The following is a 25,642-nucleotide window of genomic DNA, read 5'->3' on the forward strand; positions in this document are numbered from 1 at the left end:
AGGCAGGCCTCATACTCGGGTACGCGGGCGCAAGGTGTTGAATTGTGAGATTGAAGTGATGCGCTCGCTTGCAACGCGCCTTGCCGGAAAAAGTTTTCCTCGCATCGCAAAATATTTCGCATTGCAAAACGCCGATTGTGACGACAGCGCAACACAAACGCCGTCATCCACCGCGCGAGCGCATCACCTCATCTGCAGTTCCACGATGCTAGAAGTAGCGCTCCGGAACCCGAATGTTGTCGCCCGGAAAAACCGGAACGGGCGCGTCGAGAGGGTAGGTCTCTTCCGTGCCGGCGCCTGCCCGGCGCAGAAAGACCTTGTTCTCGTTTGCCCGATAGGTGAATCCGCCGGCGCTCGCCACCGCATCCAGCACGGTGAGCCCATGACGATACGGGTACTCGCCGCTCTTCTTGACCTCGCCGAGGATGTAATACGGGCGATACTGCGCGATCTCGACGTTCACGCGGGGATCGCGCACGATTCCCTTTGCGAGCGCGGATGCGATCGACTTTTCGAGTTGTCGCGTCGTCGCGCCTGCAGCCTTGATGTGGCCCGCGAGCGGAATCGAAACCTGACCGTTATTGTTGATTTCATACTCTCCGGTGATGTCAGGCTCGCCGTAGACCTTCAGCCTGATTCGGTCGTTCGGGCCAAGAATGTAACCCTCCGCAGATGATGCGGAGGGAGGCGTTTGTGCAGAGGTTTGAACTGAAAGACCGGCACTGATGCCGGCGATCGCAAGGACGAAAAGAAGAAAGTGAAGCGTCAGGCCGGCGCTGGACGACCGTTGCTGCATGGCTGCATCTCCGTGAGTGCACGTACAGCCGCCGATGATAAAGAAGCAAACAAGGCGAAAGAATGTATGCGGGAGTTCCATCTGCCCAAGATGCGCGCACGCAATCACAAGTCATTTCACGCGTGTCACAAGAACAGGATCGCCGATCCTTCGATCGCGATGCAGGTCAAGGTTCCCGTCCGCCATGCACAAGTGTCGATGTTGATTCGGTTATGACGGATATCCGGATGGGGCACCGGCGTGTGACCGTGCACGATGAATCTTTCGTGATCACGTGTGGACTCGAGGAACTCGTTCCGAATCCAAATCAGATCGTTAACATCCTGTTGCGCGATCGGGATTCCCGGGCGAATGCCGGCATGCACGAACGAGAAATCACCGCAACTGAACTGATTGCACAAGCACTGCATGAACAATTCGTGTGCACGCGGAAACGCATCAAGGAAGCGCCGATGCAGGTCGAGAGCCGTCTCGGTCTCGTCGCGCAGCTCGATGCCGTAGGATGCAAGCGTCTGCATGCCGCCCAATGGCTGCCAATATTTCAGGATGGCCGGGTCCTGAAGGAACCCTTCCATCACAGCTTCGTGGTTGCCGCGCAGACACACCGCGCGATTGGCGACGAGCCGGACCGCGAGCAGGTCGATCACCGTCCTGGAGTGCGGGCCGCGATCGATGTAGTCGCCGAGATAGACTTCGACCGTGCGCGCGATCGGTCTGCGTTGGATGTCGTCATCGATACGCGCCGTGATCTCGCTCAACAGGTCGGCCCGACCGTGGATGTCACCGACCGCATAGATGCGCGTATCGGCCGGCGCTGATGCGTTAACGGAGCGCGAAGGTGCCGCGGATCGGTGCATGATTTAAGATGTCGATCATGGAACCGCGCGGCGGTCAATCCATGATGCGCCGAGGGGCAGCCTCTAGAAGCCGACGGGCAGCCTCTAGAAAAAGATTAGACGGATCAGAACTGCGATCGTGATCCACGCAATCGCGTTGCCGACCAGAATACGGTTCCTCAGCCTGCGGTCGGGCGACGATCTCGACAATTTGTCGTGATGCACCAGCGCGCGGCTATGCAGACGTTCGGCCATCATGGGCGCCTCCCCGGAATTGTTCCGTGAAGTGGACGGCTCGCGAATCGCTGCCGCCTCTATTTTCTTCCGCAGCCTTGCGATGACAGCACCAGCTCGTGCGCGTTAACCATTGTGTCTGCCGTCAGGCTGCGGCGTATCGCTGCGTTCGATAAACAATCCTCGTTCAAAACAACGACGTGACGGTCATTTGTTGCCCGTGCAGCGCGCTGCATTTGTTCGATCGAAATGTCGAGAACCGGACAATGGATTTTGTTCCGCGATTTTCGCTAATGCATAGCAGCGTCGATTCACACGCAGCTCATTAACCGGGCAAATCGAAACTAAGCGCCTCCGAACAAAACGAAATATCGCGTCGCACAAATTGCGCGACGGACTCAGTTCCGGCGTCGTGAGCGACATTTTCGCTTTCGCGCCAAATTTCGCTCAAGATTCTGGAAAGTCTTAGCGACTGCGAAAGGGCTGACATTCGCTGCTGCGGAATCGTCATGCTCTGTCCGAGCAACTTGAGCATTCCTCGGTCACCATCCGATTCCAGCAGAGAGGAGAGTCATGGCCTCGATTGTGACAGCCAACTTCGATCGGAACAACGTCACGCCGATTCGAAGAGAGCGAACGCAGATATCGGTCCGTCCTGTCGAGTTTGCCGGCGGCGGTACGTATGGTGCGTATCGAGGCCGCCGGCGTTCGCGCCGTGTCGCGCGGACTGAGCCGTCGTCGTCGATTGCAAAGCGGATCTTCGATATCGCTGCGGCAAGCGGCGCAATGTTGTTCTTCGCCCCTCTCCTGATCGCGATTGCAGTGGCGATAAAGGCGACGTCGCCGGGCCCGGTGCTGTTCTATCAATACCGGTACGGTTATCGAAACCGCCGCTTCAAGATCTACAAGTTTCGCACCATGCGCAACGACGCGGGCGACGTGCGGGGCATAAGGCAGACAGTCGAGGGCGACGCGCGCGTGACGCGCGTGGGGCGAATTTTGCGAAAGACCAGCCTCGACGAAATTCCGCAACTGATCAACGTGATCAAGGGCGACATGTCGCTGGTCGGGCCTCGGCCGCATGTGCCGGGAATGCTGGCGGCGGACCTGCCCTACGAAGACCTCGTACCATTTTATTTTCAGCGCCATACGGCGCGGCCGGGAATCACCGGGCTCGCGCAGGTCAGCGGCTGCAGGGGAAGCACTGCCCAGTCCGGGCCTGCGATTTCGCGGATCGATTACGATCTCCACTACATCGAGAGATGGTCGATGCGCCTGGATATCATGATCATCATCCGCACGATCCGCAAGGAATTCCTGTCGGGAAGCGGCTTCTGATCATCCGCAACGTCAAAATATCGCAAGAAGGATCCAAGGACCATGCAATGGCGATGATCGAACCGCGCGGCCGTATTGTGCCCGTTCTCCTGTCAGGCGGCGCAGGCTCGCGGCTGTGGCCGCTGTCGCGCGAGACCTATCCCAAGCAATTGCTCTCGCTGCTCGGCGAAAACACCTTGCTGCAGCAAACGGCACTGCGGGTCGACGATCGCTCGCTGTTTGACGAACCGATGGTGATCGCCAACGCCGAGCATCGCTTTGCGATCGGCGAGCAGTTGCGCGCGGTCGGCGTCGATCGTCCGACCATCGTGCTCGAACCGTTCGGAAGGAATACCGCTCCCGCTGTCGCGGTTGCCGCATTGCTCGCCAGCGAGAGCGATCCCGATGCCGTGATACTGGCGATGCCGGTCGACCACTGGGTGCGCGATCACGCCGCGTTTCGCGCCGCGATATCGACGGGCGTCACGGCAGCGCGGTACGGTCGCTTCGTCCTGTTCGGCGTTCGGCCTTTATCGGCGGCGACCGGGTTCGGCTATATCCGGATGGGCGACGAGCTGGAAGCCGCTTCCCCCATTCGCAATGTTGCAAGCTTTGTCGAGAAGCCGGACCTAGTGACGGTCGAGCGCCTGCTGGCGTGCGACGAGCATGTCTGGAACAGCGGGATATTTCTATTGCCGGCGCGCCAGTTCATCGACGAATTGGCGCATCGGGCGCCGGATGTTCTCGCCGCCTGCCGCAAGGCGCTCACCGGCGCAACGCGCGATCTCGATTTCCTTCGCCTCGACGAGCGGGCTTTCGAAGCCTGCCCGTCCATCTCGATGGACTACGCGATCATGGAAAAGACCGACAATGCGGTGGTCGTTCCCGCCACGTTCGACTGGAGCGATGTCGGAAGCTGGTCGGCGTTGTGGTCGATGGCGGAAAAGGATCAGTCGGGCAATGTGGTGATTGGCGATGCGGTGATGGAAGATACCTCGGGCTGCTACGTCAGAGGCGACGGGCAACTGGTCGCGGCGCTCGGGGTCGAGGATCTCGTCATCGCCACTTCGCCTGATGTGGTGCTGGTGACCAGTCGGAAGCGCGACCAGGATGTTGGAAAACTGGTCGAGCGTCTGAAGGCAAACGGCCATCGGTCGGCGACCCAGACCCACAGCGTCCATCGCCCCTGGGGATACTATCAGTCGATCCACGCCGGCGAACGGTTTCAGGTCAAGCGAATTACCGTCAATCCCGGCGCCAAGCTGTCGCTGCAAAAACATTATCATCGCGCCGAACATTGGGTCGTGGTGAACGGCACCGCGATCGTCACGCGCGACGACGAGGAAATCCTGCTGCGCGAGAACGAGTCGATCTTCGTGCCCTTGGGATGCATGCATCGTCTTGAGAATCCCGGAAAGGTTCCTCTCAATCTGATCGAGGTCCAGTCCGGCTCCTATCTCGGGGAGGACGACATCGTCCGTGTTCAGGATATTTATGACCGCGTCTGAGGTGCGGCTGGGGGAGGCAGAAACCGCATCGAGGACGACGCACGTCGGGATTTTCGTGCGACACGAAGGGAGGCGGCAATGAACGCAAAACAACAGGTCAAAGAGCTGGTGAAAGATGCGTTTCCTTCGGTATGGCTGCAATGGCATTTCATGCGGCGACCCAAGTCGGCGGAGCGGGAATTGTCCTATCTCGAAAAGGTCATTCCCGATGACGCGGTGACGGTCGATGTCGGCGCAAACTGCGGCCTTTACACGCGGCGGCTGGCGCGCCTTTCCCGGCAGGTCCATGCCTTCGAGCCTTCACAGCAGATGGCCAGGCTGTTGCGCCGAACCTCGGCGCGGAATGTGAGCGTCCACGAGATCGCGCTGTCGGATCACGACGGTGATGCTGAGTTATACATCCCGCAGAGCGACGATGGCCTGGTTTATGGCCTTGCCTCGCTGGAGGCACGAACCGATTCGTCGGCCAGGTTAGTCTCTGCCCATGTGCCGATCGCGCGGCTCGACGCGGTCATCAATCAGGACGTGGCGTTCGTGAAGATCGACGTCGAAGGCCACGAGTTGAACGTCCTGAACGGCGCCGTCGAACTTCTGGAGCGTTGCCAGCCGGTATTCCTGGTGGAGGCGGAAGACCGTCATCGCGCCGAGGCGACACGCCTGGTGTTCGAGTTCTTCCGTAACAAGTCCTATCGGGGGTTCTTCCTGAAAGACAATGAAGTGATTGCCGTGGAACAGTTCGATTCGCGGAGGCTCCAGGATGCGGACGCCTTGCGACCGGACGGCGGCCGCAAGGACGGGCAGTTCTACGTCAACAACTTCTTTTTCTTCCCCCGTCATCTCGATGGTGAATCGATACTGAGCAGCTAGCGCGTCGTTTCATCTCCATCTCCGTCGGGGCGGCTCACGGCCGCGCGCGGCTTTTCAGACAGGAACCGTAATGCATATAGCGATGATTGGCGCCGGCTATGTCGGGCTGGTGTCAGGGGCGTGTTTTTCAGACTTTGGGCATCAGGTAGTCTGTATCGACAGCAATGCAGAGAAGGTTGCGAGCCTCAACAACGGAGAGATGCCTATTCACGAGCCCGGACTTGCCGAACTGGTGGCGCGAAATGTAGGCCAAGGCCGCCTGTCATTTGCGAGCGATCTGAAATCGGCCGTAAGCGAAGCGGAAGTCGTGTTCATCGCGGTAGGCACCCCGTCGCGCCGCGGCGATGGTCATGCCGATCTTTCCTATGTCTATGCGGCGGCGCGCGAGATCGGGACCGTGCTTCCGGAGCGGGCGGTGGTAGTCACCAAGTCGACGGTTCCGGTCGGGACCGGCGACGAGGTCGAGCGCATCATCCGCGAAGAGAATCCGGCAGCCACGGTCGCGGTCGTCTCGAACCCCGAGTTCCTGCGTGAGGGAGCGGCGATCCGCGACTTCAAGCATCCCGACCGGATCGTGATTGGAACGGATGACCCGCGCGCCCGCAGCGTGATGGCCGAAGTGTACCGGCCGCTTCACCTCAACGCATCGCCGATCCTCTATACGGACCGCCGGACCGCCGAGCTGACGAAATATGCCGCCAACTCCTTCCTTGCCACCAAGATCGCCTTCATCAACGAGATCGCGGACCTTGCAGAAAAGGTCGGCGCCAATGTTCAGGAAGTCGCGCGCGGGATCGGGCTCGACAACCGGATCGGTCAGAAGTTCCTGCATGCAGGGCCGGGTTTCGGCGGATCCTGCTTTCCGAAGGATGCGATGGCGCTGATCAAGACCGGCCAGGACAATGAATCGCCGGTGCGGATCGTGGAAACGGTGGTTGCCGTCAACGACCAGCGCAAGCGGGCAATGGCGCGCAAGGTCGCGAACGCGTTCGGCGGCAATCTCCGGGGAAAATCGATTGCGGTCCTCGGCGTCACCTTCAAGCCCGATACCGACGATATGCGCGACGCGCCGTCGATTCCCCTGATCACCGCGCTGCAGGACATGGGCGCTGAGGTTCGCGTCTTCGATCCCGTCGGCATGGAGCAGGCGAAGAACGTGTTTGAGAACGTCACCTTCTGCGAGAACGCCTACCGCTGCGCGAAAGGGTGCCACGCGCTCGTGATCGTCACGGAATGGGAGCAGTTCCGGGCGCTGGATCTCAAGGAGTTGTCCACCATCATGGCCTGCCCCGTCATCGTCGATCTGCGCAACATCTACTCTCCGGAGGAGGTGAGGCGGAACGGCTTTCTGTACTGCGGCGTTGGTCGGCCGAAATCGGTGGCGTATTGAGACGCATGAGCGCCATGACATCGGCTGGTTAAGGATGCACGGATGATAATGCCGGATCAGGCAATTCTGGTAACGGGGGCTGCGGGGTTCATCGGATTCCACGTAGCGCAGCGGCTACTGCAGTCCGGCCATCGCGTCGTCGGGCTCGATAATCTCAATGCATATTATGATCCGCGGCTGAAGGCGGCCCGGCTCGATATCCTCCGCAACGACCCGCGTTTTCATTTCGAAAGACTTGATGTGGCCGACCGCGTTGCGATACCGGCGCTGTTCGCGCGGCACCGGTTTCCCGTCGTCATCCATCTGGCAGCGCAAGCGGGCGTGCGATACTCGCTTCAGGACCCGCACGCTTATGTCGACGCCAACCTGGTCGGCTTCACCAATGTTCTGGAGGGATGCCGGCACAATGGCTGCCGTCATCTGCTGTTCGCGTCCTCCTCGTCCGTTTACGGGGCCAACCGGAAGCTGCCGTTCTCGGTGCATGACAACGTGGATCATCCGATCAGCCTCTATGCCGCGAGCAAGAAGGCCAACGAGTTGATGGCCCATTCGTACAGCCATCTCTATGGAATCCCCTGCACGGGCTTGCGGTTCTTCACGGTGTACGGCCCGTGGTACCGGCCCGACATGGCGCTGTTCGTGTTTGCGGACGCGATTATCAGCGGCAATCCGGTCAAGCTGTTCAACGGGGGCCGGATGCTTCGCGACTTCACCTATATCGACGACGTGACGGAAGCCTTGGTGCGCCTGATCGATCGTGCGCCGCAAGTTGGCCCACCCGGTCCTGGTCTGGATGGAATTCAGGATCCGGGATCGAGCATCGCCCCCTGGCGGATCTATAATGTCGGCAACAACAAGCCGCAGGAATTGATGCTCGTGCTCGATATTCTCGAGCAGGAGCTCGGGCGCAAGGCAAACAAGGAAATGCTTCCGATGCAGCCGGGAGACGTGCCGACGACCTATGCCGATGTCGATGATCTCGTGCGCGACGTAGGTTTCCGGCCGGCGACTCCGATCGAGGACGGCATCCGCAGGTTCGCTGGCTGGTATCGCAGCTATTGCGAGATTTAGTCGGTTGGCGGGTTGGCGCGAAAGTCCCGTGGCGTGGCGCCAAATCTGTCCTTGAACGTGCGAGAGGCATGGGCGGCATCGGCGAAGCCGCATTGATGCGCGAGTCTTGCGATCGGAACGCCCGCAAGCGAAGCCTGCCGAAGCAGGCCTTTGAACAATTCGACACGCAGATGAAGGACGCGGCGCTCGAACGTGGTCTCGCGGTCGGCAAAGATACGATGAAACGTTCGTTCCGAAACGCCGAACTCGGCGGCGAGCATCGGCACCGATCGAACGTTACTGATATTTGTCCTCAGATGGCCGTCGATCAGGCGAAACAGATCCGGCCGGCTAAGTTGATGGTCGGCGCCAGCGGCGACGCGCAGCAGGGCCGACAGATAGGCTGCGATGTCAGGACCGGCACGCTTATCAGATGCATTTGGCACTGAGATGGCCGCGTGCACGAAGCCCGCGATCGAGCGCGCCATCGTGCCCGACAGCGGCACAGGTCTGGCGCATAAGCGCTCCGCTTCGGGGACGGTGCGCAACAAGGATGCGGCAGGCACGGTTGCGATCAACACTTCGGCGCGTTGTTCGGGGCCGAACAGCCGATCCTCGAACGGACGCCGCGCATCGTAGAGCACGCCATATCCCGGATTGATCGTGCCCTCGTTGCCGGCTTGGACCATGGTGCTTCGCCCGCGGCGCTGGAAATCGAACATGAATTCGTCCGAGCCGGCCCGGCTTACGAGCCTGGCGTCGCGGGTGTAGCATTGCGGGCTGCTGTCGAAGCGGACAAGCCTGGCGTCGCCGATCTCGACGAACTCGAAGTGACCGCTGACGATGGTGGAACCGAGCGGCTTGGTCTCGATATTGGCGAATGACCGGCAGATCGCTTCGGTCCAAAAGGCCTGACGCTCCGTCGGGCGGATCGGGTCGGTGGAAACGCTGATCGGCATCGTACGAACAAGATCCGATTTGAGGATCCCCAGCGTCGCCCAGGACCGGTAGCTCTGGCAAGGGCCGAACCCGCCGGAGGTGGCAGGTTCATTCAAGACGCGGCGTCTCGACCCGCCGTAACCTGCGGCCAAATCCCGGGGAATTTGGTCCGATATGGTACGCACAAAGCCATCTGCCGGCATAGATGCCGGTCATCCGCTCGATCCGCTTAGCGAGGCCGAAGTCGCGCTGGCGTCCGAAATCTTGAAGAAGGAAAAGAGGCTCGGCCCGCACGCGCGATTTTCGCATGTGCAACTCGAAGAGCCGGCCAAGTCCGACGTCCTCGGCTGGAAGCCCACTGCAGGGTTGCCGCGGCGGGCTGCCGTCACCCTGTTCGACAGCAAGACCGGCGCGACGCATGTCGCGACGGTAGATCTCGGTTCGAGGCGCGTGACGGAGTGGCGCGAGTATTCGACCAAGGCCCATCCCTACGGCCAGCCGCCGATCACGATCGAGGAGGTGTTCAAGGTCGGCGACATCGTCAAGGCCGACGCAGACTGGCGGCGTGCGATGAAGCGGCGCGGGCTCGATGACAAGGACATCGAGCTGGTTCAGGTCGACCCGTTTTCAGCCGGCTACTTCGACCGGGAGGTGGAGAAGGGCCGCAGGCTGGTCAGTGCCGTGTCCTACTGGCGCAGGGATCTCAAGGACAATGGCTATGCGCACCCGATCGAAGGTGTGGTCGCGCTGGTCGACCTGATCGAGGACAGGATCGTGCATCTGGTCGACGAGCCCGACATCATTCCGATCCCAAGGAAATCGCGCAACTACGACCGGGCATCGATTCCGCAAACCCGCAAGGACGTGAAGCCGCTGGATGTCGTGCAGAAGGACGGGCCGAGCTTCACGGTCGAGGGATGGATGGTCGATTGGCAGAACTGGTCGTTCCGCGTCGGCTGGACCGCACGCGAAGGCCTGGTGCTGCACCAGATCTCGTTTCGCGACGGTGCACGCGAACGGCCGATCATCTACCGGGCCAGTGTCACCGACATGATCGTTCCGTACGCCGATCCGACCGCCAACCATTTCTGGAAATGCGCGTTCGATGCCGGCGAGTACGGGCTCGGCAAGCTTGCCAACGCGCTCGAACTCGGCTGCGACTGCCTCGGCCATATCCATTATTTCGATGTGCCGGTCGCCGACGATTACGGCCAGCCCACGATCATGAAGAATGCGATCTGCCTGCACGAGGAGGATTACGGCATCCTCTGGAAGCACTACGAATTCCGCAACGAGACGTTCGAGGTGCGGCGGTCACGGCGCCTCGTCATCTCCTTCTTCACCACTGTCGGCAACTACGATTACGGATTCTTCTGGTACTTCTACCAGGACGGCACCATTCAGCTCGAAGTCAAGCTCACCGGCATCATTCAGACGGCGGCGATCGCGCCCGGCAAGCCCTATCCGTGGGGCGGCATGGTTGCTGACAATCTCGGTGGTCCGACCCACCAGCATTTCTTCAATGCCCGCCTGCATATGATGCTGGACGGTGAGGGCAATACAGTGACGGAGCACGAATTCCGGCCGCGGCCGTGGGGCACCGACAACCCCTATGGCAACGTATTCGACACCACGTCGCGGGTTCTCTCGCGCGAGCGCGACGCGGCCCGCGAGGCCGATGGGCGGACCGGACGCTACTGGAAGATCATTAATCCCAACAAGAAGAACAGCGTCGGCGGCCCGACGGCCTACAAGCTCCTGGCGAACAGCGCGCCCGTGATGCTTGCGCAGGAGGGCTGCTACATGACCTCGCGCGGCGGCTTTGCGACCAAGCACATCTGGGTGACGCGCTACGCCCCCGACGAGCGCTATGCCAGCGGCGAGTTTCCGAACCAGCATGCCGGCGGCGATGGCCTGCCGAAATATATTGCGAAAAACCGCGCAATCGAAAACCAGGATATCGTGGTCTGGCACAGTTTCGGGGCGACGCATGTCTGCCGTCCCGAGGATTTTCCGGTGATGCCGGTCGAATATGTCGGCTTCACGCTGAAGCCGAACGGCTTCTTTGCGGGGAATCCGGCGATGGATCTGCCGCCTGACCGGAACAGCGCCAGCCGGGACAACCGGGACAAGGGTTCATGCTGCGGCTGACGTCCGCAGGTTCGCTCTTTTTCCTCAAGCAAGGAGACTTGAATTGGAGATTCGTACCGGCCGACCGGTGACGCTGGCGTCGAACGGCATGGTGACGTCGCCACATTCGCTGGCTTCCGCGGCCGGCATCGACGTGCTCCGTGCCGGCGGCTCCGCCATCGATGCCGCGATTGCGACGAGCGCGGTGCTCGCTGTCGTCTATCCGCACATGACCGGTATCGGCGGCGACGCGTTCTGGCTCATTCACGACGGCGCCAGCGGCGAGATCCGGTACCTCAGTGGCGGTGGCAAGGCGGCAGCCACTGCTACGCTTTCGTCGATCGAGCAGCGAGGGTTGAAGGAAATCCCGCTGCGGGGAATCGTGCCGGCGACGCTCACGGTGCCGGGCGCCGTGGCGAGCTGGATCGAGGCGCACAATGTCCATGGGCGATTGTCTCTGCCGCGCGTGCTCGAGAGCGCCATCGGCTATGCGCGCGATGGCTTTCCGGTCACCGGCCGCCTTGCAAGCTTCATCGAGATGATGCGCGATGATCTGGTTGGGGATCGCGAGGCCGCCGAGCTGCTCTTTCCGCAAGGGGCGGCAGCTCGGCCAGGGGCAAAGCTCACCAATGTAAACCTGGCCCGCACGCTTCAATCGATCGCGGATGGTGGATGGTCCGGCTTTTATCAAGGGGATGTCGCGGTTGAAATGGCGCGCTTTTCGGAAGAGAAGGGCGGCCTGTTTCGGCTGACCGATTTCAGCCGGCAAAAGGCCGTCTGGGGCGAGCCCCTTGTCGGCCGCTACCGCGACGTCATGGTTTTCAACACGCCGCCGCCGACGCAGGGTTTTACCGTGCTCGAAATGCTCAACCTCCTCGAGGCCCACGAGTCGCACGACAAGGATTTTCTCGGGCCCGACCATGTCCATCTCCTGGTACAGGCCAAACAGATCGCCTACCACGACCGCGATCAGGTGCTCGCCGATCCCTCGTTTGCCGATGTGCCGGTCGAGCGATTGATATCAAAGGAATACGCGCACCTGCGCGGCCGGCTGATCGACGGCACGTCCGCTTTGAAATGGGACATGGTGCCGTCATTCGGCAGCCTGTCCGGCGATACGGTCTATGTCGCCGCCGTCGATCGCGACGGCAACGCGGCGTCGCTGATTCAAAGCCTGTACGGGGCCTTCGGATCCTGCGTCGTTGCGGGAAACACGGGCGTCATCCTGCAAAATCGCGGCGCGTACTTCTCACTGGATCGTAGTCACCCCAATCGCCTCGAGCCCGGCAAGATCCCGCTGCATACGCTGATTGCCTCGATGGCCAAACGCGACGGCAAGCTCTGGAGCGTGCTCGGCTGCATGGGCGCGGATGGCCAACCGCAGATCCAGCTCCAGCTCTATTCGGCCATGATCGATTTCGACCTCGATATCCAGGAAGCGATCGAGATGCCGCGGTTCCTGTCCGGCCGCTTTGCACTCGGCGAGCCACGCGACACGCTGCATATCGAGAGCCGCTTCCCCGAAGCTACGATCGATGCGCTCGCGCGGCGCGGCCACGCGATCAATCGATGGGACGCCTGGAACGAAATGGCCGGTCACGCGCACGGCATCACGATCGATCGGCGGAACGGCATGTTGAGCGGTGGTTCCGACCCGCGCAGCGATGGAGCTGCGATCGGCTACTAGCACGAGGCTGTCATTGGCCGGCCTGTTTGTTTTGCGCTACCACTCCTCTCGACAGGAGTGACGCCGATGCCGTTATGGACTTGCGAACAATGTGGGGCCCAGTTTCCTGAAAACGCCGAGCCGCCGTCAGCATGCTTGGTCTGTGAGGACGAGCGGCAGTTTGTGAACTGGAAGGGCCAGGCGTGGCTCACTCGCGAGGAATTAACGAAACGCTACAAGCTCGTCTGGCGTGACGATCTCGGCATTCCTGGCATCAGCATGCAGCCGGGCTTTGCGATCGGGCAACGCGCACTGTTGGTGCGGGAGGCGGACGGCTGCGTGATGTGGGATTGTGTGCCGATGGTTACCCGCGAAGCCATCGACTATGTCCACGCCCTCGGCGGCCTGAAGGCGATTGCCGTTTCGCATCCGCATTACTATGGCGCGGTCGCCGACTGGAGCGAAGCGTTCGGCGGCGTGCCGGTCTACCTGCATGGCGACGATCGCGCCTTCGTCACCCGGCCGCACCCCACCATCGTGCCGTGGACCGGCGACAGCCACAGGCTCTCCGATGACATTCTTCTGCTGCGGACCGCCGGGCATTTCGCCGGCGGCACCATCCTGCATTGGCGCGCGGGTGCGGAGGGCAGGGGCGCATTGCTCACTGGCGACGTCGCGATGGTGGCGATGGATCGCCGTTCGCTCAGCTTCATGTACAGTTTTCCGAACTATATTCCGCTCAACGTCCCGGCGGTGCGCCGGATCTGGGCTGCGGTCGAGCCGCTGGCGTTCGACCGCATCTATGGCGCGTGGTGGGGCCGCAACATCGAAGGCAACGCCAGGGCGGCGTTCGAAATGTCGGTCCGGCGGTATATCGCAGCGATCTCCGGCTGAAAGCGCTCCCGCAGCATGACCGCGGCTGGCCCGCTCCCGGCTAGCGGTTACCCAGGCCGACCGCGGCTGCGCCTCGCGGCATCGGCGCTGGCTTTTGCGACTGCTGCAGCGGGATGGGCGCGCTCCTGGGCTCGTTGAGCCAGCCGGTGAGGCGCGACATCAACCCTGTCTGTTCGACCGTGCGCGCTTCCTGCACAAAGGGGTCGGTGTAGCATCGGGCGCCGCCAGCCTTCGCGATCCGCGCCACGGCGTCGGTCATCGCCGGCGCGCCCGCGGTATAGACCACGTCGTCCGGCGTCAGCTTCGGCAAATGATCGGTCGGCCTTCCGCTGCGAACGGCGTGCGAGATCTGCTGCGGCTCCGACACCATCGGGATCAGGGTGACGTTGGGAAACAGCGCCAGCCGGCACAGCGCGGCGTGCATGTAGAGCGACCGGATGCTCCGGGCCTGCACGATGAAGAGCATTTCGCGCTGCGGTTGCTCCATGATCGCAGCAACCGCGACCGACCACATCGGAGCGAAGCCGGTGCCGCTGGCGACGAGAACGATGCGGCCGGCATGGCCTTTCCTGAAGAAGGCGCGGCCGTACGGTCCCGTCAGCTTGACGCGGTGCCCGGGGCGGATTTCGCGGCCGAGCGCCGAGGATACCAGCCCGTCCGTCACCTTCCGGATGTGAAAGTGCAGCAGGCGATCGTGGGGAGGGCCTTCCAGCGGATAGGTCGGGCTGTAGGATCGTGCCGGGAATCCCTGAAACTGCAGCTTGCAATACTGGCCGGGAAGGTAATCGAGCGGCTTCGGCAGCTCCACATCGACGCCAACCACGTCGGGCGCGAGCTGAACGGTCTGCGCCACTTCCGCCGACAACGCCACCGGCTCGGGGGCGGCCTCGATCGCAATCTCGAGATCGGAGACGATTCTGGCCTGGCAGGCATGGATCATGTCGTCGCCCCGGCTGTGGCCGCCGAACACCTGGCCGTCGACGAGGCGCACGCGGCAGGCGCCGCAAATTCCGGAGCGGCAATCGTGGGGAAGATCGACGCCGTTCATCAACGCCCAATCGAGCAGAAGCTCGCCGCGATTCGCCAGAAACGGCTCGTCGTTGATGGTGATTTTGCAAATCTTTGACATTTATTCCACCTCGATACGAATGGGTCGGACGTGCCGTGTATGTCTGATCTGGCTGTGGTCGAAAGCGGCGACCCGCATGAAAACGCCGGTCTTGATCGGCACGTCAAACTGGCTGACGGTGTCGAGCCGACGTTTCACCTCGAGCGCCCAATGGCCGGAAGCCCAGCGGGCTGCACTTCGAACGTCGGCGCGGTCGCCTGAAAATTCCCCGCCCAGGATGACGCCCGGGATCACGGTGCCGGTCGGGATGCGCGCATCGGCGTCAGTCGAATAGGGCACTGAATCCTGATCGGTCATGAACCAGCGCGCGCCGTCGCTTTCGCCGTGATTGGGATCGAGATCGATATCCCCCAATGCGGCGGTGGTGGCAGCGACGACTTTGGGCAGGCGCAGCGGCGCGACCAGGCGGCTGCGGCGCGGACCACCTGACGTGTCGGCCTCGACGGTGAAATTGTCCCGGTAGCTTGCCGTTCCCGGGTCGGGTGCGAAGCCGCCTTTGTACGGAACGACATTAGCCGCCTGCATCGGTGTCGGATTCAGCGGCGGCCCGAAATGCGCGTCGTCCATCCATCCGGTCGCGCCGCTGGTGGCCTTCCACTGCCAGACATCGGCATAGCCGGTTGCCGTGTAATGCAGTCCGCGGCCGCTCATGGTGGCCGGCGCGCCGGCGACCGGCTGCGGCCCCGGATGGAAGGTTCGCCCGCCGGCCAGCGTGACATCCGACGTGGTCAGCAGCACCGAAAACTTGTCTTCGTTGTATTGATGCTCGTCGCCGAGCTGAAAGCCGGAATGAAGCAGATGCCATCCGTCGCCTTCCTTGACGAGCGGCAGGTGCTTCAGCGAGCGCGTCGAATCCTGCCAGGTGAAGAGGAAATACGCATAGGTGCCGTCATGCACCGCGCGAATCTCGATTCTGGCTTCTCCTTTGCCGTCGAAGTTTCCGCCTTCTCCGGTGAGCAGCGAGAATGGCTTGACGCCGCGCCAGGCCCGATCGGACGTGTCGCCGTCGAGGCTTGGTGCGTCGGCGGGATTGATGCGGCGAATCTGCACACTGTCCACCGCCAGCCGATCAGTAGCCACGATGAGCGAGGCGCCGGTGATCGCGGCGGCGGCCGCGACCACGAACGCATTGGCTTGCAGGGTCGGGTTTCGCGATAGCGCGGGGCCGGCCGGAGGGCGGGGCGCCGGATCTGCTTCAGGCGCTCGATCGCGGCGCATGTCTGCACGCGGCTGCAGCGGATGGGGTGATACCTCGGACGGCGCGTCGAGATTTTCGGATTCCGGCGCGCGCGCCGACCGCTCGGCCAGCAGGCCCAGCAGTTCGACGGCATCGAGCCGCGGCGGCGGCGCAGGCAGCGGAGCGGGACGAAAGATGCGCAGCAGTTGCGAAGCGCCGCCGCTCTTGTACTGGGTCAACACGTGAAGGGCGACAAAGGCGAGGATCACCCAGGTCCCCACCCAATGCAGCATCGCCACGTCGTAGCCGGAGTAGAAGCCGAAATAGAGTGCGCCACCGCTGACCAACAGCCCAAGCATCGTGACAAAGAAAATCCAGTACATCAGGGCGATCACGGCGCTTAACCTTGCCTGCCCGCGGCCGAACAGCCCGCGCAGGCGAACCTTGTCGAGCTGGACGCGGCGCCCGAGTCCGGAACGGACCATATAGACGATGTAGCCGATCGCCACGGCGACCAGGACGATGGCGGCCTGCATATGGGCGAGCCATACGCTGTCGCGTGGCAGCACGGCATCGAACCAGTTGATCCAGGTCCGGTCGGGCGTTTCGGTCGCAATGCGTAAGCCGGTGACGAGCGCAACGGCGAAGGCTGCCACGAACGTCCAGTGCAGAATGATGGTCCCATAGTCCGTCTTACGCTGCCTCACGCATACGCCCCGCTACTTCACTTCCCGGTCAGCAACCGTTGGCGTCGTTTCCCCAACCGCCGATGTCGCTGCCGTACGAATGATGATCCCCAAGCCGTTGTTGAGGTCATCGTCTAGATCGTTGCGGGCGCAGGCCGATGAAAAGGTCTTCTGTACGCCCCGCCGCGTGAGCCGGATCGGCGAACGCGTTTCTTGATGTGATGCATTGGCCTCCAGCGCCGCGAGAGCATCCGCGACGGCTGGAGGCCGCGCCGCGCGCCGCTATCCCCACATGTGATGTAAATGATGTGCGAATTCGGGCATGTCCGAATGGCTGTGATCGACGACGATCGTGGAGGCTTCCGTCGCTACGATCGGGACCGGCACATCGCCGATCGCGATAGTGGCAACTTGCGGCGCGGCCTGGGTTTCACTGGCGCCCGCGATGTTGATGGCCTGCTGTCCAGGCAAGTTCGGCTGGCCTTGTGCAGTCATGCTTGCCAGATTGATATCGCCCGTAACGATATCGGTGATATCGCCACTGCTGTCCTGTGCCGCACCAACAGAGACGTCCCCCTTGTTGATATGGCTGAGTTCGAGCTGGATCTGCTGCACGATCTCGTCGGCATCGTCGACGGTCAACCCAACGAACAGCTCGGGGTTTGCAGCTATCAACGCTTCCATCTCTGCTATCGCATCATCGAGGTTCTCGTCGATCTGCGCCGTGTTCTCGGCGTCGCAGGCCTCCGCCAAATTGGTGGTCTCCGCCGAATTGGCATCTGGCGCGGTGGCCGCCGTCCCGTCAGCGCGGGCATCCTCGGGCGCCGCGATTGGTTCGGTTACCCCGTTCTGCGCCGCCGGATTCGCCAGCACGGGATCGGTGTTGACGGTGTTGAGGATACTGAGATGGCTGGCGCGGAGCGCTTGTTCTGCGCCGGGCATGCCACCACCACTCACCGAGGTGTTGGCTGCCGAGATGGCGCTCGTGATGTCGGACAAGATCGCCTGAACATGGCCGAGCGCGGCGCCGGAAAACTGGCCTGTATTGAGTTCGGCCAGCAGATTGTTCTGCACCGTGGAGAGATCGTTGGTGCGGTGTGCAGTGCTGCCAGCTCCCTGGCCGCCTTGGTCGATGGCGTTTTGCGGCGAAGCATCCGTCGGCGGTCGAGCCACGCCGCTGAAGGTTGAGCCGAGGTCAGAGAAACTCGAACCGATCGGTCGTGTCGTCGTTGGGTTGTCCGGCAGCGTTTCCTCTGATGGCATCGTGGACGGCGAAGCCGGAGCGACCGACTGATCGGCGACTTCATCGATCGGGAGATCGAGATCAACCTCAGGCTGATATCCGTGAGCAAAGCGAGCCATTATTGTTCGTCCCCGCTATCCCTGCAATTCATGACGTGTGGGCGCAGGCTCCCGCCGGGGAGCAGGATGTGCGCACCGCGAAGGATCATCTAGTTTCATGGCGTCTTTCGGCCGACACAGCGACCAATGCGCGCTGAAGCAAGGTGATAGACGGACGAATCCGTGACGCTCACCGCGCCGAAAAACGACGAAAATGGCACGCGCGGGGAGGTTGTTGCCAGCTTCCGTCGCACGAATCCGAAGCGTCTGCTCTCACGTGCCGGGATGTTGTTCGATCGTGCACTCCGGAGCGGCAACAAAGCTGCCTTTGCCATCGTTCTACCCTCGCGTGAACTCGAACAATCGGCATTCGTCGCATTCTCGCCGAAAAATGGTCTGCATCGCGCGTCAAGGAGGCTTGCAGGGAGACCCGACGCTTCAAGCGGGTCAAAGGGCAGTTCAATGGGTATCGCTCAGGGTCAGGCACAGGGCCGAGCGCGGGCAGCGCCGACGCCGCGCGCGATTTCGGGCCTGTTTTCGACGCTGGCCGCCGACGATCCCGTTGCGAACGCGATGCGTGCAAGCGGACGCCGCATGATCGGCGTCGCCGTGTTCAGCGGTGTCATCAACATCCTGATGCTGTCGGGCTCGCTCTATATGCTGCAGGTGTACGACCGGGTCATCCCGAGCCGTAACCTTGCGACCCTGTTCGGTCTGTCCCTGATGGTGCTGTTTGCCTATCTGGTGCAGGGATATTTCGACGCCATGCGGTCGCGGATGCTCTGCCGGATCGCAACGCTGTTCGACGCGGGGCTGCAGGCATCGATCCACTCGGCGCTCGCCACCTTGCCGCTGCGCGGGGTCAAGCCGGTCCTGATGCAGCAGCCGCTGCGCGATCTCGACCAGGTGCGCACCTTCATGTCGGGCATGGGGCCGACGGCGTTCCTGGACATGCCTTGGATCCCGGTCTTTCTGATCGGGCTGTTTCTGTTTCACCCGTTGATCGGCTTCACGGCGCTGCTCGGTACCGCGGCGATCATTGCCATGACGCTGCTGACCGAGCGGATCTCGCGCGGCTCCGCCAAGGCGGCGATGGACATGAACGCGCAGCGGCAGGTGCTGGCGGATGCGACGCAGCGCAACGCGGAAATCGTTCGGGCGCTCGGCATGACGGACCGATTGACGGCGCGCTGGTCGCAAGCCAACGAGCGGTACCTGCAGGAAAACATCCGCGCGAGCGACGTCTATGCCAATCTCGGCTCGGCCGCGAAGGTGCTGCGCTACATTCTGCAATCGGGAATGCTGGGCATCGGCGCCTATCTCGTCATCGCCGACAAGGCGTCGGGCGGCATCATGATTGCGTCCTCGATCCTGATGGGACGCGCGCTCGCGCCCGTCGAAATCGCGCTGGGGACCTGGAAGCAACTGGCTTCCGCCCGCCAGGGCCTCGCCCGCCTGCGTGACATCTGCAAGGCGACGGCGCCGCCTCCAGCACCGCCGGTCAAGCTGCCGCGTCCCTGCCGCGAACTGTCCGTGCAGAATCTTGCGGTGGCCGCGCCGGGCTTCGACATGCCGATCGTGTCTGGTGTCACGTTTTCGCTCAAGGCCGGCGCGGGGCTGGCGCTGCTCGGGGCGAGCGCGTCGGGCAAGACATCGCTCTCCAAGGCGCTGGTCGGAATCTGGCCGGTGCATCGCGGCGCCGTGCGGCTAGACGGCGCGTCGCTCGATCAATGGCGCAACGAGGATCTCGGCCGGCACATCGGTTATCTTCCGCAGGATGTCGGCTTGTTCGACGGTACCGTGGCCGAGAACATCTGCCGTTTCGACGAGCACGCGGCCTCCGACGCCATCCTCAAGGCCGCGCAGATCGCCGGCGTCCATGACATCATCCTGCGCCTGCCGGAAGGCTACGCGACGCGGATAGGGGCGGGCGGCATATCGTTGTCGGCCGGCCAGAAGCAGCGCGTTGGCTTGGCGCGCGCCGTGTTCGGCGACCCGTTCCTGCTGGTGCTCGATGAGCCCAACGCCAATCTGGATGCCGACGGCGAGAACGCCTTGACGCGCGCCATCTCCATCATGCGTCAGAATAAATCCATCGTCGTCGTCATCTCGCACCGCCCGAGCGCGCTCTCCGCGCTTGATATGACGATGGTGCTCTACGAAGGCAAGGCGATCGCGTTCGGCCCGAGCGAGGAGGTGTTCGCCCGCGTTCGCAACGCCAACGGCAAGGGGGCGCCGTCGCAGCCGTCGCCGCAGGCCAAGGCAGAGCAGCGCGCATCACTTGCCGAGAGTGTTTCGTCATGAAGAACTTTGATCACGTCCATGCTGACGAAAGAGTGGTGCGGAGCCGGTTCGAAGGAACGGATGCCGAGGCCGCTGCGCCGCAAGGCCAGGCGCTGATTCTCGAACTGCAGCGATTGCGGCAGGCATTCGAACAGGACAATCATCAGCGGCCGCCGCTGCGGCGTCCACCGCGCGACGAACCACGTCCGGGCGCGCGGCGTCCGGCCCGGCCGAAGCGGCGGAAAAAGGGCAAGATGAGTCGCGTGCTCGATGCGTGGCTCGGCCCTTTTGGATCGCAGTCCGACAGCCTCGATGCCGAGCCGCCGCCGGCGCGCAGTGGACGCGCGGCGCGTGAGCCGCAGTTTATGTCGCCGCCACCGACGGCCAGCCCCTGCGGGCCGGCGGTCCATTCGTGGCCGAACGAACGGCAGGCGCGCGGCCCGATCATCGCGCCCGACGATCCGTCGCTGATGAACATGCCGAGGCCGCGGCCGGAGGTTTTGCAGATCGACGACAGGCGTGAACCGCCTCGCATCGAGGCGCCCCAATTGGCGCCGCCGAGCCCGGCGGGCGCTGTGGCGCGCGAGCGTTCGGTGACGCGGGTGGTCCGCAACGGCGTGACCGCAGGCGTTGCATTCCTTGCCAATCGCGATGCATCGGCGGATGTGGCGGCTGCGCCCGGCGAGAGCATCGTGCCGCGGGCGGCACGCGCCTATGAGAACGAATTGCGCACGGGCTTGCGGGTGCTGCTCATCGTCGGCGGGCTGGCGGGCGGCTGGATGGCGTTCGTGCCGCTGTCGGGCGCGGTCGTGGTGCCGGGCAATCTGGTGGTGCAGTCCAACGTCAAGACCATCCAGCATCCAACCGGCGGTGTCGTCGCGAAGATCGCCGTCAGCAACGGCATGCGGGTCAACGCCGGCGATCTCTTGCTGCGGCTGGATTCGACGCAGGCGCAGGCCAGCCTTCAGGTGGTGAGCAAGCAGCTCGATGAAGTGCGGGCGAAGATCTCGCGGCTGGTCGCCGAGCGCGACGGTCTGCCCAAGCCGGCAGTTCCGCCCGAACTGTCGACCCGGCTGGACGACGGCAACGTCAAGACGGTGCTGGCCTCCGAAGCCTCGCTGTTCAGGGCGCGGGTGACCGCACGCGAGAGCCAGAGGGAGCTGTTGCAGAGCAAGGTGTCGCAGCTTGGCGAAGAGATCATCGGCCTCGAAGCACAGGTCGCGTCCAAGGCCAAGCAACTGGAACTGATCACCGGCGAGCTCACGGGAGTGCAGGAGCTCTTCGACAAGCGTTTGGTGCCGATCGCGCGGCTCACGGCCTTGCAGCGCGAGAGTGCCAGAATCGAAGGCGAACGCGGCCAGTTGATCTCCACGATCGCCGAGACCAAGACCAAGGTCGACGAGGCGAAGCTTCAGATGGTCAGACTAGACCAGGATGTACGGACGGAAGTCGTCAAGGAGCTCGGCGAGGCGCAGGGCAAGGAGGCCGAGCTCAGTGAGCGCGCCGTCGCCGCGCGCGACGTGCTCGAGCGCATCGAGATGCGCGCGCCGACGTCGGGTGTGATCCATCAACTCAACGCGCACACCATCGGCGGCGTCATTCGCCCCGGCGACACCATCATGGAGGTGGTGCCGGATTCGGACGATCTGCAGATCGAGGCGCGGTTGCAGCCGAACGATATCGATCAGGTGCGGAAGGGCCAGCAGGCTTTCGTGCGTTTCTCGGCCTTCAACCAGCGGGTTACGCCGCAGTTGATGGGGCAGGTGTCGTATGTTTCGCCCGACACCACCCGCGACCAGCAGACCGGCACATCCTATTTCACGGTCCGGATCATGCTGCCGGAAGAGGAGCGCCGACTGCTCGCCGGGCTGCAACTCGTCTCGGGCATGCCCGCGGAAGTGTTCATGCAGACCGGCAGCCGGACCATGCTGAGCTACCTGTTCAAGCCGATCCTGGATCAGTTCCAGCGCGCGTTTGTCGAGCGGTGAGGGGGCGATATAGGTCTTTTGCGCGTCATCGCAAATCTTGCCACCCCCGATGACATCGCTATATCAGGGCTTTCCTTTGACCCTGTTCCCTGCGAGCCACGTATGACCACCACCACTGCTCCCGAATCCCAGCCGTTTCAGGCCGAGGTCGCCGAACTTCTGAATTTGATGGTGCACTCGGTCTATTCGGAGACCGAGATCTTCCTGCGCGAGCTGATTTCGAATGCCTCTGACGCCTGTGACAAGCTGCGCTATGAGGCGATCTCGGCGCCCGAGCTGATTGTCGATGGCGCGCCGCCCAAGATCCGTATCGCGCCGGACAAGAAGGCCAATACGCTTAGCGTCGTCGACAGCGGCATCGGCATGGACCGGCAGGAGCTGATCGACAATCTCGGCACCATCGCGCGCTCCGGCACAAAGTCGTTTCTTTCGCGCCTCACCGAGGCCAAAGACGGCGCCAATCTGATCGGCCAGTTCGGCGTCGGCTTCTATGCAGCGTTCATGGTTGCCGAGCGCATCGTCGTTACCAGCCGCCGTGCCGGTTCCGATCAGGTCTTCGTCTGGTCGTCCTCCGGCGGCAGCGGATTTGAAATCGCTCAAGCCAGCGACGATGACGCCACGCGCGTCACCCGCGGCACCGAGATCGTCCTGCACCTCAAGAAGGAGGCATCAAAATATCTCGAGACCTACGAGATCGAACGTGTCGTCCGAGCCTGGTCCGACAACATCCAGTTTCCGATCGAACTGGTGCCGGAGGAGGGCGAGCCGCGCCAGATCAATTCGGCCAGCGCGCTATGGCAGCGGCCGAAGTCGGAGCTCTCGGCGGAGGACTACAAGCAGGCCTACCAGCAGATCGCCGGCGCCTTCGACGAGCCCGCGATGACACTGCATTATCGCGCCGAGGGCCGGCAGTCCTACGCGGTGCTGCTGTTTGCGCCGTCGACGAAGCCGTTCGACCTGTTCGATCAGGCCCGCAAGGGCAAGGTCAAGCTCTATGTCCGCCGCGTCTTCATCGCCGACGACGCCGATCTCTTGCCGGCCTACCTGCGCTTCATCCGCGGCGTGATCGACAGCGAAGACCTGCCGCTCAACATCTCGCGCGAGATGCTGCAGAACAATCCGCAACTCGCGCAGATCCGAAAGGCCGTTACCGGCCGCGTGATATCGGAGCTGGAAAGCCTCGGCGAAAAGGAGCCCGAAGCGTTCACAAAGATCTGGGACGCGTTCGGCCCTGTGATCAAGGAAGGCATCTGGGAGGACTTTGAGCGCCGCGAGAAATTGTTAGGCTTGTCGCGCTTCACCACGACGAAGGGCGAGAAGCGCTCGCTGAAGCAGTATGTCGACGACCTCAAGCCGAACCAGACCGACATCTATTATCTCACCGGCGACAGCATCGAGCGGTTGAAGTCGAACCCGAAGCTCGAATCCGCAACCGCGCGCGGCATCGAGGTGCTGCTGCTCACCGATCCGGTCGATGCGTTCTGGACCTCGGCGCCGCTCGATTTCGGTGGCAAGCCGCTGAAGTCGCTAAGCCAGGGCGATATCGATTTCGCCCTGATCCCGCTCCTGGATGACAAGGCCGACGAGAAGAAGGACGACTCCGGTACGGACGAGGCCACGACGATCGCGCTGATCAAGGACGCGCTCGGTGAACGCGTCTCCGACGTGCGCGCCTCGCAGCGCCTGACGTCGAGCGCGTCATGTCTGGTTGCCGGCGGCGACGCGCATGATCGCATGCTCGAACGCCTGCTGGCGATGCAAAACAAGGCGCCGGCCACCAAGCCGATCCTGGAGATCAACATGCGCCACCCCCTGGTCGCGGCGATTGCCGGCGACAAGGGGGCGGCCAATGATCTATCAAAGGATCTATCAAAGGATCTGTCGTTCCTGCTGCTGGAGCAGGCGCAGATTCTCGACGGCGAGTTGCCGGAAGATCCGGCGGCGTTTGCCGGCCGGCTGAACCAGTTGGTGCTGCGCGGGATCGCGAAGGGGTAGGACGTTCAGCCGCACGGCTGAACCGGATTCCCAAACCGGCCGTATCTGCTAGGAAGGTGAGAACCCCCGGGGTAGCCCAGATCGCCATGACGACGCCCGACGGCACCGACATTTTCTATGGGTCGATCCCGGTCTTTCGCGGCTTTGGCAGCCTGATGGACCCCGCGGTGTATTCGCCGTTGCCGGACGACTGGACCGTCGGCGTTGCCGACATCGTGGAATCGACTAAGGCGATCGCGAACCAGCGCTACAAGGCGGTCAATATGGCCGGCGCCGCCGTCATCGCGGCAGTCACCAACGCGCTCGGCGGGCGCGAGTTTCCTTTCGTGTTCGGCGGCGATGGCGCGAGCTTCGCGGTGGCGCCCAGTGATCTCGCGCGCGCCCGCGACGCGCTGGCGGCAACGGCCGCATGGGTCAGGCAAGATCTCGATCTGATGATGCGCGCGGCGCTGGTGCCGGTAAAGGACATTCGCGCGCAGGGACTCGATATCAAAGTCGCCCGTTTCGGCCCGTCGGCCAACCTCTCCTACGCGATGTTTTCCGGCGGGGGGTTGGGGTGGGCGGATGCCGCGATGAAGCGCGGCGAGTTCGCGGTGCCGGCGGCAACGCCGGGCACGCAGCCCGATCTGTCCGGGCTGTCGTGCCGGTTCGAGGAAATTCCGTCCGCGCGCGGGCTCATCTTGTCCGTGCTGGTGGTGCCGGCCAAGGGCGCCGATCCGCTCGCCTTCCGCAAGGTGATCGAGGACATCATCAGATTGGTCGAACAAAGTCCGGATGCCGGGCGGCCGGTGCCGCCGGGCGGGCCGCCGCTGCGCTGGCCGCCGGCCGGCGTGGAGTATGAGGCGCGCGCCGCCCGCGGCGGCCCGCTATTGAAGCGGCGCACCGTCGTGCTCGCGGTAACGCTGTGGGCCTATGTCGTGATGCGCTTCGGCATCAAGGTCGGCAATTTCGTGCCGAAGAATTACGTGCAGCAGGTGGTGGAGAATTCCGACTTCCGCAAATATGACGACGGCTTGCGGATGATCCTCGATTGTGCGGCGGAGCTGGAGCGCGGACTGGCTGAGCTTCTGGCCAAGGCGGCATCGGAGAAGATCGTGCGCTACGGCCTGCACCGGCAGGACGCGGCGATGATGACCTGCTTCACGCCGTCGGTGATGCGCAGCGATCACGTCCACTTCATCGACGGCGCGCGCGGCGGTTATGCGTCGGCGGCGACCGCGCTAAAGGCGATGGCGGCGTAGGGCGGGAATTTGCGGCTCGGTTTTGAGGGCTCTGTCTGCCGGCGGAATATGCGGCGGCACCCCCACCCCAGCCCTCCCCCGCAAGCGGGAGAGGGAGTTCTGGCCGTGCTTGGAAAGAGTGTTGGCCGCAGAGAAAGTGCCTTCCCTCTCCCGCACTTGCGGGGGAGGGTTAGGG

The 25,642-nt window shown here is 62.9% G+C and carries 20 protein-coding genes; 13 read left to right on the forward strand and 7 right to left on the reverse strand.

The features are described from left to right. Nucleotides 1-208 precede the first annotated feature (208 nt). Nucleotides 209-796, reverse strand: coding sequence for a polysaccharide biosynthesis/export family protein (locus tag GWE18_RS37980; protein WP_057854326.1), 588 nt, complete (start codon nucleotides 794-796; stop codon nucleotides 209-211). 12 nt (nucleotides 797-808) lie between these two features. Here GWE18_RS37980 and GWE18_RS37985 point away from each other — a divergent pair, with 12 nt between their 5' ends. Next, nucleotides 809-1,012 (forward strand): hypothetical protein, encoded by a 204-nt coding sequence (locus GWE18_RS37985; protein WP_275190715.1) that lies wholly within the window; start codon nucleotides 809-811, stop codon nucleotides 1,010-1,012. Here GWE18_RS37985 and GWE18_RS37990 read toward each other — a convergent pair. Beyond that, the gene (locus GWE18_RS37990; RefSeq protein WP_275190697.1) at nucleotides 922-1,653 is read right to left on the reverse strand and encodes a metallophosphoesterase family protein; all 732 of its coding nucleotides are present in this window, start codon (nucleotides 1,651-1,653) and stop codon (nucleotides 922-924) included. The genes GWE18_RS37985 and GWE18_RS37990 overlap by 91 nt on opposite strands. An 84-nt stretch (nucleotides 1,654-1,737) precedes the next feature. Then, nucleotides 1,738-1,890: a hypothetical protein gene (locus GWE18_RS37995; protein WP_275190698.1), complete on the reverse strand. Its 153-nt coding sequence runs from the start codon at nucleotides 1,888-1,890 to the stop codon at nucleotides 1,738-1,740. Between the two features lie 549 nt (nucleotides 1,891-2,439). On the opposite strand from GWE18_RS37995, the gene GWE18_RS38000 reads away from it, so the two are divergent. The 5 genes from GWE18_RS38000 to GWE18_RS38020 all read left to right on the forward strand — a co-directional run bounded on the left by GWE18_RS38000 (nucleotide 2,440) and on the right by GWE18_RS38020 (nucleotide 8,019). Beyond that, nucleotides 2,440-3,204, forward strand: coding sequence for a sugar transferase (locus tag GWE18_RS38000; RefSeq protein ID WP_275190699.1), 765 nt, complete (start codon nucleotides 2,440-2,442; stop codon nucleotides 3,202-3,204). A 53-nt stretch (nucleotides 3,205-3,257) separates the two neighbouring features. Continuing rightward, nucleotides 3,258-4,691, forward strand: a complete 1,434-nt coding sequence (locus GWE18_RS38005; protein WP_275190712.1) for a mannose-1-phosphate guanylyltransferase/mannose-6-phosphate isomerase — start codon at nucleotides 3,258-3,260, stop codon at nucleotides 4,689-4,691. 78 nt (nucleotides 4,692-4,769) lie between these two features. Then, the gene (locus GWE18_RS38010) at nucleotides 4,770-5,558 is read left to right on the forward strand and encodes an FkbM family methyltransferase (protein WP_275190700.1); all 789 of its coding nucleotides are present in this window, start codon (nucleotides 4,770-4,772) and stop codon (nucleotides 5,556-5,558) included. 70 nt (nucleotides 5,559-5,628) lie between these two features. Next, nucleotides 5,629-6,948, forward strand: coding sequence for a UDP-glucose/GDP-mannose dehydrogenase family protein (locus GWE18_RS38015; protein WP_275190701.1), 1,320 nt, complete (start codon nucleotides 5,629-5,631; stop codon nucleotides 6,946-6,948). A gap of 48 nt (nucleotides 6,949-6,996) precedes the next feature. Further along, nucleotides 6,997-8,019, forward strand: a complete 1,023-nt coding sequence (locus GWE18_RS38020; protein ID WP_275190713.1) for an NAD-dependent epimerase — start codon at nucleotides 6,997-6,999, stop codon at nucleotides 8,017-8,019. On the opposite strand, the gene GWE18_RS38025 is transcribed toward GWE18_RS38020, so the two are convergent. Beyond that, the gene (locus GWE18_RS38025; RefSeq protein WP_275190702.1) at nucleotides 8,016-9,053 is read right to left on the reverse strand and encodes a helix-turn-helix domain-containing protein; all 1,038 of its coding nucleotides are present in this window, start codon (nucleotides 9,051-9,053) and stop codon (nucleotides 8,016-8,018) included. The genes GWE18_RS38020 and GWE18_RS38025 overlap by 4 nt on opposite strands. A 58-nt stretch (nucleotides 9,054-9,111) precedes the next feature. On the opposite strand from GWE18_RS38025, the gene GWE18_RS38030 reads away from it, so the two are divergent. The 3 genes from GWE18_RS38030 (at nucleotide 9,112) to GWE18_RS38040 (ending at nucleotide 13,627) form a co-directional block, all read left to right on the forward strand. Continuing rightward, nucleotides 9,112-11,088 carry a primary-amine oxidase gene (locus tag GWE18_RS38030; protein WP_275190703.1) on the forward strand — a complete coding sequence of 659 codons (1,977 nt, stop codon included), beginning with the start codon at nucleotides 9,112-9,114 and terminating at the stop codon, nucleotides 11,086-11,088. A 43-nt stretch (nucleotides 11,089-11,131) separates the two neighbouring features. Further along, nucleotides 11,132-12,754 carry a gamma-glutamyltransferase gene (gene ggt, locus GWE18_RS38035; RefSeq protein WP_275190704.1) on the forward strand — a complete coding sequence of 541 codons (1,623 nt, stop codon included), beginning with the start codon at nucleotides 11,132-11,134 and terminating at the stop codon, nucleotides 12,752-12,754. 66 nt (nucleotides 12,755-12,820) lie between these two features. Continuing rightward, the gene (locus GWE18_RS38040) at nucleotides 12,821-13,627 is read left to right on the forward strand and encodes an MBL fold metallo-hydrolase (protein ID WP_275190705.1); all 807 of its coding nucleotides are present in this window, start codon (nucleotides 12,821-12,823) and stop codon (nucleotides 13,625-13,627) included. Between the two features lie 40 nt (nucleotides 13,628-13,667). Here the strand turns inward: GWE18_RS38040 and GWE18_RS38045 are convergent, their stop codons facing one another. From GWE18_RS38045 to GWE18_RS38055, 3 genes are all read right to left on the reverse strand, one after another. After that, complete coding sequence (locus tag GWE18_RS38045) at nucleotides 13,668-14,756, reverse strand: 2Fe-2S iron-sulfur cluster-binding protein (RefSeq protein WP_275190706.1); 1,089 nt, start codon at nucleotides 14,754-14,756, stop codon at nucleotides 13,668-13,670. After that, entirely contained in the window at nucleotides 14,757-16,640 is a 1,884-nt protein-coding gene (locus GWE18_RS38050; RefSeq protein ID WP_275190707.1) for an ethylbenzene dehydrogenase-related protein, read from the reverse strand. It lies immediately after the preceding gene. Nucleotides 16,641-16,901: 261 nt separating this feature from the next. After that, complete coding sequence (locus GWE18_RS38055; protein WP_275190708.1) at nucleotides 16,902-17,693, reverse strand: hypothetical protein; 792 nt, start codon at nucleotides 17,691-17,693, stop codon at nucleotides 16,902-16,904. 861 nt (nucleotides 17,694-18,554) lie between these two features. Here GWE18_RS38055 and GWE18_RS38060 point away from each other — a divergent pair. The 4 genes from GWE18_RS38060 to GWE18_RS38075 all read left to right on the forward strand — a co-directional run bounded on the left by GWE18_RS38060 (nucleotide 18,555) and on the right by GWE18_RS38075 (nucleotide 25,467). Next, on the forward strand, nucleotides 18,555-20,264 hold the full coding sequence (locus GWE18_RS38060; RefSeq protein WP_275190714.1) for a type I secretion system permease/ATPase: 1,710 nt from the start codon (nucleotides 18,555-18,557) through the stop codon (nucleotides 20,262-20,264). Continuing rightward, nucleotides 20,261-22,231: an HlyD family type I secretion periplasmic adaptor subunit gene (locus tag GWE18_RS38065; protein ID WP_275190709.1), complete on the forward strand. Its 1,971-nt coding sequence runs from the start codon at nucleotides 20,261-20,263 to the stop codon at nucleotides 22,229-22,231. The genes GWE18_RS38060 and GWE18_RS38065 overlap by 4 nt, the downstream gene beginning before the upstream one ends. Nucleotides 22,232-22,333: 102 nt before the next feature. Next, the gene (gene htpG / locus GWE18_RS38070; RefSeq protein WP_275190710.1) at nucleotides 22,334-24,226 is read left to right on the forward strand and encodes a molecular chaperone HtpG; all 1,893 of its coding nucleotides are present in this window, start codon (nucleotides 22,334-22,336) and stop codon (nucleotides 24,224-24,226) included. A gap of 86 nt (nucleotides 24,227-24,312) precedes the next feature. Further along, nucleotides 24,313-25,467 carry a DUF3095 domain-containing protein gene (locus GWE18_RS38075; RefSeq protein ID WP_275190711.1) on the forward strand — a complete coding sequence of 385 codons (1,155 nt, stop codon included), beginning with the start codon at nucleotides 24,313-24,315 and terminating at the stop codon, nucleotides 25,465-25,467. Nucleotides 25,468-25,642: the final 175 nt, after the last annotated feature.

The organism is Bradyrhizobium sp. CSA112 (assembly GCF_029051645.1).
In the GTDB taxonomy this organism is placed as follows: domain Bacteria; phylum Pseudomonadota; class Alphaproteobacteria; order Rhizobiales; family Xanthobacteraceae; genus Bradyrhizobium.